The following is an 8633-nucleotide window of genomic DNA, read 5'->3' as shown; positions in this document are numbered from 1 at the left end:
GGGCGGGGTGGAGGGCGGACTCCTGGGCCAGCAGCGCGGCGGCGGCGTACACCTCCGGCGGGACGCCCTCGGGCAGCATCGAGCCCAGGTCCCGCTCCACCAGCCCGGTGTCCATGTTCCCGGACACCACGTCCGGGTGGGCCAGCAGCCGCCGCAGGAAGCCCGCATTGGTCTGCACGCCCAGGATGACGGTGTCGGCCAGCGCACCCCGCAGCACCCGCAGCGCGGCGTCCCGGTCCGGCCCGTACGCGATGACCTTCGACAGCATCGGGTCGTACGTGGAGCCCACGGCCACCCCGGCCGTCAGCCCGGAGTCCGTCCGCACCGTCCGCCCCGACGGCTCCGACAGCGCCAGCACCGTGCCGCCGGACGGCAGGAAGCCGCGGGCCGGGTCCTCCGCGCAGACGCGGGCCTCGATCGCGTGCCCGGTCAGCGTCACGTCGTCCTGCGTGAGGCCGAGCCCGCCGCCCGCCGCCACCCGCAGCTGGAGCTCCACCAGGTCCAGGCCGGTGATCAGCTCCGTCACCGGGTGCTCCACCTGGAGGCGGGTGTTCATCTCCATGAAGTAGTAGGAGGACGGGTCACCGCCGGGGACGATGAACTCCACCGTGCCCGCGCCGACGTACCCGCAGGCCCGCGCCGCCTCCACCGCCGCCGCGCCCATGGCGGCGCGGATCTCCGGGGTCAGCAGGACCGAGGGGGCCTCCTCGATGACCTTCTGGTGGCGGCGCTGCAGCGAGCACTCGCGCTCGCCCAGGTGCACGACGTTGCCGTGGGCGTCGGCCATCACCTGGATCTCGATGTGGCGCGGCCGGTCCACCCAGCGCTCCACGAGCAGGGTGTCGTCGCCGAAGGAGGAGCGGGCCTCGCGGCGGGCCGCCGCGATCTCGTCCGCGAGCAGTGCCCCGTCGCGGACCAGGCGCATGCCCTTGCCGCCGCCGCCCGCGGAGGGCTTGAGCAGTACCGGCATGCCGATCTTCTCGGCGGCGGAGGCGAGCTCGGCGTCGGTCAGGCCGCTGCCGGAGGAGCCGGGGACCACGGGCACGCCCGCGGCCCGTACGGTCTCCTTCGCCCGGATCTTGTCGCCCATCAGGGAGATCGCGGACGCGGGCGGGCCGATGAAGGCCAGGCCCGCCCCGGCGCAGGCCTCGGCGAACGCCGCGTTCTCGGCGAGGAAGCCGTAGCCGGGGTGGACGGCCTCGGCGCCGGTGCGCCGGGCCGCGTCGAGCAGCCGCTCCACGGACAGGTAGCTCTCGGCGGCGGCGGCCGGGCCGATGCGGACGGCCGTGTCGGCCTCCCGCACGTGGCGGGCGTCCGCGTCGGCGTCGCTGAACACGGCCACGGACCGGATCCCGAGCTCCCGCAGGGTGCGGATGACCCGGACCGCGATCTCGCCCCGGTTGGCCACAAGGACAGTGCTGAACATTGGGGTCCTCACGTCACACGTCTCAGGTCACATACGGAAGATGCCGAAGGCCGGCTGGGCCGGGTCCCTCTGCGGCAGCGGGGCGTTCGCGCACGCCGTCAGGGCCAGGCCCAGCACCTGCCGGGTCTCCAGCGGGTCGATGACCCCGTCGTCCCACAGCCGGGCGGTGGCGTAGTAGGCGTTGCCCTGCTCCTCGTACTGGGCGCGGACGGGGGCCTTGAAGGCCTCCTCGTCCTCCAGGGGCCATTTCTGGCCGGCGGCCTCCAGCTGGTCTCGCTTGACCGTGGCCAGGACGGAGGCGGCCTGCTCGCCGCCCATCACCGAGATCTTGGCGTTGGGCCACATCCACAGGAAGCGGGGGCTGTACGCCCGGCCGCACATCGAGTAGTTGCCCGCGCCGTACGAGCCGCCGACGACCACCGTCAGCTTGGGGACGCGCGTGCAGGCGACGGCGGTGACCATCTTCGCGCCGTGCTTGGCGATGCCGCCGGCCTCGTAGTCGCGGCCGACCATGAAGCCGGAGATGTTCTGGAGGAACAGCAGCGGGATACCGCGCTGGTCGCACAGCTCGATGAAGTGGGCGCCCTTCTGGGCGGATTCGGCGAAGAGGATGCCGTTGTTGGCGATGATGCCGACCGGGTGGCCGTGGATCCGGGCGAAGCCGGTGACCAGCGTGGTGCCGAACTCCGCCTTGAACTCCTGGAAGCGGGAGCCGTCGACGATCCGGGCGATGATCTCGCGGGCGTCGTACGGGGTGCGGGAGTCGACGGGGACCGCGCCGTACAGGCCGTACGGGTCCACCTTCGGCTCCTCGGCCGGCTCGACCGACCAGGGCAGGGACCCGCGCCCGGGCAGGGTCGCCACGATGTTCCGCACGATCCGCAGCGCGTGCGCGTCGTCCTCCGCGAGGTGGTCGGTCACGCCGGAGACGCGGCTGTGCACCTCGCCGCCGCCGAGTTCCTCGGCCGTGACCACCTCGCCGGTGGCGGCCTTCACCAGCGGCGGGCCGCCGAGGAAGATCGTGCCCTGGTTGCGGACGATCACGGCCTCGTCGCTCATCGCCGGCACGTACGCGCCGCCCGCGGTGCAGGAGCCGAGGACGGCCGCGATCTGCGGGATGCCGGCGCCGGACATGCGGGCCTGGTTGTAGAAGATGCGGCCGAAGTGCTCGCGGTCGGGGAAGACCTCGTCCTGCATGGGGAGGAAGGCGCCGCCGGAGTCGACCAGGTAGAGGCAGGGGAGACGATTCTCCAGTGCCACCTCCTGGGCCCTCAGGTGCTTCTTGACCGTCATCGGGTAGTAGGTGCCGCCCTTGACGGTGGCGTCGTTGGCGACGATGACGCATTCGCGGCCGCTGACCCGGCCGATGCCGGCGATCACCCCGGCGGCCGGGGCCGCGCCCCCGTACATGCCCTCGGCGGCCAGCGGGGCCAGCTCCAGGAAGGGGGAGCCGGGGTCGAGGAGGGTGTCCACCCGGTCGCGGGGCAGCAGCTTTCCGCGCGCGGTGTGGCGGGCGCGGGCCTTCTCGCCGCCGCCGAGCCGGGCCGCGTCCAGGCGGGCGCGCAGGCCCTCGGAGAGTTCGCGGTGGGCGGCCTCGTTGGTGCGCCAGGCCTCGGACGCCGGGTCGGCGGCGCTCGTGAGGACGGGTGCCTGCTGCATCGGTCGAGCTCCCTTGCTCGGTCCACGCGGTTAATGAGCGTTAACCTCTGTGGAGCCAAGGTTAACGACCGCTAACGGCCCCTGTCTAGAATGGATTCCCATGAGCACTTCAGCGGCCGCCCCGACCCGTCGCGAGCAGATCCTCAGTGAGGCCGCCCGCCTCTTCGCCGCACGCGGATTCCACGGCGTCGGCGTGGACGAGATAGGCGCGGCGGTGGGCATCAGCGGCCCCGGCCTGTACCGGCACTTCGCGGGCAAGGACGCCATGCTCGCCGAACTGCTCGTCGGGATCAGCGAACGGCTGCTGACCGGCGGGCGCCGCCGGGTGGAGGAGACCGACGGCGACCCGTCCGCGGTCCTGGCCTCGCTGATCGACGGCCACATCGACTTCGCGCTCGACGACCGCGCGCTGATCACCCTGCACGACCGGGAGCTCGACCGGCTCCGCGAGGCCGACCGCAAACTCGTACGCCAGCTCCAGCGCCAGTACGTCGAGCTGTGGGTCGAGGTCGTACGGGCCCTGCACCCGCAGGTCGGCGAGGCCGAGGTGCGGGTGGCCGTGCACGCCGTCTTCGGCCTGCTGAACTCCACCCCGCACCTGGCGGCGCTCGGGCGGGAGGCGACCGAATCGCTGCTGCGGCGGCTCGCGCACGGGGCGTTCGGAGCGCTGACCGCGTGACACGACGCGTCCGACGGCTGGGATGGAACCGGCGCACCGGTGGTCGCGGCGGCAGAATGGGCCGCATGCCGAAGCCGATAGAGACGTCCCTTCCCACCCGCGCCGAGCTCATCGAGCACCTGGTTCGCACGCGGATCGCCGGACAGGTCGCCACCCCGCGCGAGAACAACCTGTCCCACTACCGCAAGCTCGCCAACGGCGACCGGCACTACTGGCTCGGCCTGGAACTGGGCGACCGCTGGACGGACGAGCAGGACGTGCTCGCGGTGATGGCCGAGCGCTGCGGGGTCGTCGACGACCCCGGGCACCGGCAGGGCCAGGACACCATCGACCCGGAACTGACCGTGGACGCCCTCGACCGGATGGCGGCCCGGCTGCGCAAGGCGGCCCTGGACCGCCAGCGCGTCCTGCTGGCCACCGGCCACCCGGGCGGCCTGCTCGACGTCCACCGGGCCACCGCCGACGCCCTGCGGACGGCGGGCTGCGAGATCGTCGTCATCCCGTCCGGGCTGACGGCCGACGAGGCCTCGGTGTGGCAGTTCGCCGACGTCGCGGTACTGGAGCGGGGCGCCACCCTGTGGCACACCCACTCCCCGGCGCCGATGGCGGCCATCCTCGACGGCCTCGCCGCGGCCGGCCGCCCCCAGCCGGACCTGGTCGTCGCCGACCACGGCTGGGCGGGCTGCGCCGCGCAGCGCGGCCTGGACGCGGTCGCGTACGCGGACTGCAACGACCCGGCCCTGTTCCTCGGCGAGGCGGAGGGCACCCTCCAGGTGGTGGTCCCGCTGGACGACCACGTCCGCGACCCGCGCTTCTACGACCCGATGGTCGCCTACCTGCTGAACGCGGCGGGCCTCCTGGAGGCGTAGCAGTCCGGGACTCCCCGGCGGACGTGCCCGCGCCCGCCCGCCGGGACGGACCTCAGGGGGCGATGGGCAGGCTGCGCTTGTGGCCCGTCAGGCGGTAGCGGCGGACGATCGTCCCGAAGGCCCGCTCGTCCACCGGCTTGCCCTCCAGGAAGTCGTCGATCTGGTCGTACGTGACCCCGAGCGCGTCCTCGTCGGCCTTGCCCGGGTCGAGGGTCTCCAGGTCGGCCGTCGGCGTCTTCCACACCAGCGCCGCGGGCGCGCCCAGCGCGTCCGCGACGGCGCGCACCCGCCGCTTGGTCAGACCGGTCAGCGGGACCACGTCCGCGGCGCCGTCACCGAACTTGGTGAAGAAGCCGGAGACCGCCTCGGCGGCGTGGTCGGTGCCGACGACCAGGCCGTCGTGCGCGCCGGCCACCGCGTACTGGGCGATCATGCGCTGGCGGGCCTTGATGTTGCCGTGCACGAAGTCCTGGTGGTGGGCGTCGCGGAAGGCCACGCCGGCGGCCGCCGAGGCGTCCAGGGCGGCGTCGCTCGCCGGCTTGATGTCCACGGTCAGCACCTGGTCGGCCCGGATGAAGGACAGCGCGAGCTGCGCGTCGTGCTCGTCGGCCTGGACCCCGTACGGCAGCCGCATCGCGTAGAACACGGCCTCGTGCCCGGCGGCTCGGGCACGCTCGACGGCGAGCTGGCACAGCCGGCCGGTGGTGGTGGAGTCCACGCCGCCGCTGATGCCGAGGACGAGGGAGCGCAGACCGGTGGAGGTCAGCCGCTCGGTGAGGAAGGCCACCCGGCGCTCGATCTCCCGCTCGGCGTCGAAGGTCTCCGCGACCTCCAGCTCCCGGGCGATCTCCTGCTGCAGGGCGATGGACGCCGGCTCGCTCACGTCTGCTCCTTGTTCCGGCCGTTCCGGCCGCGGTTGCTGTCGCCCCAGCCTACCGAGGGGGTCTTCGGGGGCCCGGGGCGGCGTCAGGCGCGCGGGACGCGGACGACGCCCTCCTGGATCACCGTCACGGCCAGCCGGCCGTCCTGCGTCCAGATCCGCGCCTGGCCCAGGCCCCGCCCGCCGTGCGAGGTGGGGGAGTCCTGGTCGTACAGCAGCCACTCGTCGGCCCGGAACGGCCGGTGGAACCACATCGCGTGGTCCAGCGAGGCCCCGACCACGTCGCCGACGGCCCAGCCGCCGCGGCCGTGCGCGAGCAGCACCGAGTCGAGCAGGGTCATGTCCGAGACGTACGTGGCGAGGCAGGTGTGCAGCAGCGGGTCATCGCCCTCCAGCTTCCCGGCCGTCCGGAACCACACCTGCGAGCGCGGCTCCACCGGCGCTCCGATGGTGCCCCAGGGCGGGGTCGTCGCGTACCGCAGGTCGACCGCGCCGCGCGCCTCCAGCAGCCGTTCCACCGTGCCCGGGTCCCGGAACAGGTCCCGGTAGGCGGGCAGGGCCTCGGCCGCGGTCGGCAGGCTCTCCGGGTCCGGGGCCTGCGGCATCGGGACCTGGTGGTCGAGGCCCTCCTCGTACACCTGGAAGGAGGCCGAGAGGTGGAAGATCGGCTGGCCGTGCTGGACGGCGACGACCCGCCGGGTGGTGAAGGAGCGCCCGTCGCGGATCCGGTCCACGGAGTAGACGATGGGCGCGCCCGCGTCACCCGTGCGCAGGAAGTACGAGTGGAGCGAGTGCGCGGTGCGGTCACCGGGCACGGTCCGGCCGGCCGCGACCAGCGCCTGGGCCGCGACCTGTCCGCCGAACACGCGCGGCACCAGGGAGGTGCGGCTCGTGCCGCGGAAGATGTTCTCCTCGATCTGCTCCAGGTCGAGCAGATCGAGGAGATCGGTGAGTGCCTCGCTCAAGGCGACTTACAGCCCCATCGACTTGGCGATGATCGACTTCATGATCTCGCTGGTGCCGCCGTAGATGCGGTTGACGCGGTTGTCGGCGTACAGGCGGGCGATCGGGTACTCGTTCATGTAGCCGTAGCCGCCGTGCAGCTGGAGGCAGCGGTCGATGACGCGGTGGGCGACCTCGGTGCAGAACAGCTTGGCGGAGGCGGCCTCGGCCGGGGTCAGCTCGCCGGCGTCCAGGGCCTCCAGGGCGCGGTCGGCGACGGCCTGGGCGGCGTCCACCTCGGCCTGGCAGGCGGCCAGCTCGAACTTGGTGTTCTGGAAGTGGGCGACCGGCTTGCCGAAGACGGTGCGCTCGGTCACGTACTGCTGGGCGAAGCGGACGGCCGCGGCGGCCTGGGCGTACGCGCCGAAGGCGATGCCCCAGCGCTCGGAGGCCAGGTTGTGGCCGAGGTAGTAGAAGCCCTTGCCCTCCTCGCCGAGCAGGTCCTCGACCGGGACCTTGACGTCGACGAACGCCAGCTCGGCGGTGTCGGAGGTCTTCAGGCCCAGCTTGTCGAGCTTGCGGCCGATGGAGTAGCCCTCGGACTTGGTGTCCACGGCGAACAGCGAGATGCCGAAGCGGCGGTCGTCCTCGGTCGGGGCCGAGGTGCGGGCGCAGACGATGACGCGGTCGGCGTGCACACCGCCGGTGATGAAGGTCTTGGCGCCGTTGAGGACGTAGTGCGAGCCGTCCTCGGAGAGCTTGGCGGTGGTCTTCATGCCCGCGACGTCGGAGCCGGTGCCCGGCTCGGTCATCGCCAGCGCCCACATCTCCTCGCCGGAGACGAACTTCGGGAGGTAGCGCTTCTTCTGCTCGTCGTCGGCCAGCATCTTGATGTACGGCAGGGCGAGCAGCACGTGCACGCCGGAGCCGCCGAAGTTGACGCCCGCGCGGGAGGTCTCCTCGTACAGGACGGCCTCGAACTTGTGGGTGTCCAGGCCGGCGCCGCCGAACTCCTCGGGGACGTTGATGCCGAAGACGCCCAGCTCGCCGAGCTTGTAGTAGAAGTCGCGGGGCGCCTGGCCTGCGGCGAACCACTCGTCGTAGACGGGCACGACCTCGGCCTCGATGAAGGCGCGGATGGTCTCCCGGAAGGCCTCGTGGTCCTCGTTGAACACCGTACGGCGCACGGCCGGCTCCCTTCGTCGCGGCGGTCCGCCGCTTATGTCTAAGCGCTTGCTCATACAAGTTACCGGCGAGTTGCGGACTCTGTCCAGAGCTCTGCAGACGGTATGACAAGCGCCACCTCCGCGGGCCGGAAGTCCTGTGGCGCCCTCAGGGTCATCCCTGCCAACTCCCCTGACCGCAAGCACGGTTGCCCCCAGGTGGCGTCTCCTCTCCACGAAGGATCCGGCGGCCGCATGCGATCACCAGGATGGAAGCAGTCCACAGCGATCAAGCCAGGAGCCCGCATGAACCGCCGCCGCACGCGCACCGTCCTCGCCGCCGCCCTCCTCCTCGGCCTCACCGCCGGCCCCCTGGGCGCCACCGCCCACGCCGCCGCCCCGGCGGCCGTCACCGCCCAGGGCCCCGACACCGCCGCCCTGCGCAAGGCCCTCGCCGGCCTCCCGGACCAGGACGCCACAGCAGCCCTGGTCCGCGTCGGGGGGAACGGCCACTGGACCGGCACCGCCGGCGTGCGCGACCTCCGCACCGGAGCCCCCGCCCTCGCCGACGCCCGCTTCCGGGCCGGCTCCACCACCAAGGCCATCACCGCGGCCCTCGTCCTCCAGCTCGCCGCCGAAGGCAAGGTCGACCTGAACGCCCCGGCCCGCCGCTACCTCCCGGACGTCCTCCCTGCCGCCTTCGAGCAGGTCACCGTCCGCAACCTGCTCAACTACACCAGCGGCATCCAGCCGGGCATCAGCTTCGGCGAAACCGTGGAGGAGGGCTACCCGCACCGCTACGAGACGATCACCCCCCGCCAGGTGGTGGCCTCCGGCATCGCCAAGGGCCCGGCCTTCACCCCGGGCACGCAGCAGCAGTACAACAACATCAACTACACGGTCCTCGGCATGCTGATCGAGAAGACCACCGGCGACACCTACGCCCACCAGGCCGAGGTCCGGATCTTCCGCCCCCTCGGCATGACCGGCACCTCCTTCCCCCAAGGCCCCGACC

General features: G+C 72.7%; 8 protein-coding genes. 3 read left to right on the top strand and 5 right to left on the bottom strand.

The features are described 5' to 3' along the window. Both HYE82_RS30420 and HYE82_RS30415 read right to left on the bottom strand, forming a co-directional pair. A partial coding sequence (locus HYE82_RS30420; protein WP_179177415.1) for an acetyl/propionyl/methylcrotonyl-CoA carboxylase subunit alpha occupies positions 1-1426 on the bottom strand: 1426 nt, incomplete at its 3' end. Between the two features lie 27 nt (positions 1427-1453). Then, positions 1454-3085: a carboxyl transferase domain-containing protein gene (locus HYE82_RS30415; protein ID WP_179177414.1), complete on the bottom strand. Its 1632-nt coding sequence runs from the start codon at positions 3083-3085 to the stop codon at positions 1454-1456. Positions 3086-3185: 100 nt separating this feature from the next. Between HYE82_RS30415 and HYE82_RS30410 the strand changes: the two genes are divergently transcribed. Continuing rightward, positions 3186-3764, top strand: a complete 579-nt coding sequence (locus tag HYE82_RS30410; protein ID WP_179177413.1) for a TetR/AcrR family transcriptional regulator — start codon at positions 3186-3188, stop codon at positions 3762-3764. 56 nt (positions 3765-3820) lie between these two features. Then, positions 3821-4633, top strand: coding sequence for a phosphatase (locus tag HYE82_RS30405; protein ID WP_179177412.1), 813 nt, complete (start codon positions 3821-3823; stop codon positions 4631-4633). 52 nt (positions 4634-4685) lie between these two features. Here HYE82_RS30405 and nadE read toward each other — a convergent pair whose 3' ends face one another. From nadE to HYE82_RS30390, 3 genes are all read right to left on the bottom strand, one after another. Beyond that, positions 4686-5516 carry an ammonia-dependent NAD(+) synthetase gene (nadE, locus tag HYE82_RS30400; protein WP_309144499.1) on the bottom strand — a complete coding sequence of 277 codons (831 nt, stop codon included), beginning with the start codon at positions 5514-5516 and terminating at the stop codon, positions 4686-4688. Between the two features lie 83 nt (positions 5517-5599). Further along, on the bottom strand, positions 5600-6478 hold the full coding sequence (locus tag HYE82_RS30395; protein WP_179177411.1) for an acyl-CoA thioesterase II: 879 nt from the start codon (positions 6476-6478) through the stop codon (positions 5600-5602). A 6-nt stretch (positions 6479-6484) separates the two neighbouring features. Further along, complete coding sequence (locus HYE82_RS30390; RefSeq protein WP_179177410.1) at positions 6485-7642, bottom strand: acyl-CoA dehydrogenase family protein; 1158 nt, start codon at positions 7640-7642, stop codon at positions 6485-6487. A 282-nt stretch (positions 7643-7924) separates the two neighbouring features. Here HYE82_RS30390 and HYE82_RS30385 point away from each other — a divergent pair. Then, the coding region (locus HYE82_RS30385) for a serine hydrolase (protein WP_179177409.1) at positions 7925-8633 on the top strand (709 nt) is incomplete at its 3' end.

The organism is Streptomyces sp. BR123 (genome assembly GCF_013401435.1).
In the GTDB taxonomy this organism is placed as follows: domain Bacteria; phylum Actinomycetota; class Actinomycetes; order Streptomycetales; family Streptomycetaceae; genus Streptomyces.
This window is presented reverse-complemented; position numbering and strand designations above follow the sequence as displayed.

Coding starts and splice junctions, on each gene's coding strand:
- HYE82_RS30415 (WP_179177414.1), bottom strand. CDS start 3,085: ATGCAGCAGGCACCCGTCCTCACGAGCGCCGCCGACCCGGCGTCCGAG.
- HYE82_RS30410 (WP_179177413.1), top strand. CDS start 3,186: ATGAGCACTTCAGCGGCCGCCCCGACCCGTCGCGAGCAGATCCTCAGT.
- HYE82_RS30405 (WP_179177412.1), top strand. CDS start 3,821: ATGGGCCGCATGCCGAAGCCGATAGAGACGTCCCTTCCCACCCGCGCC.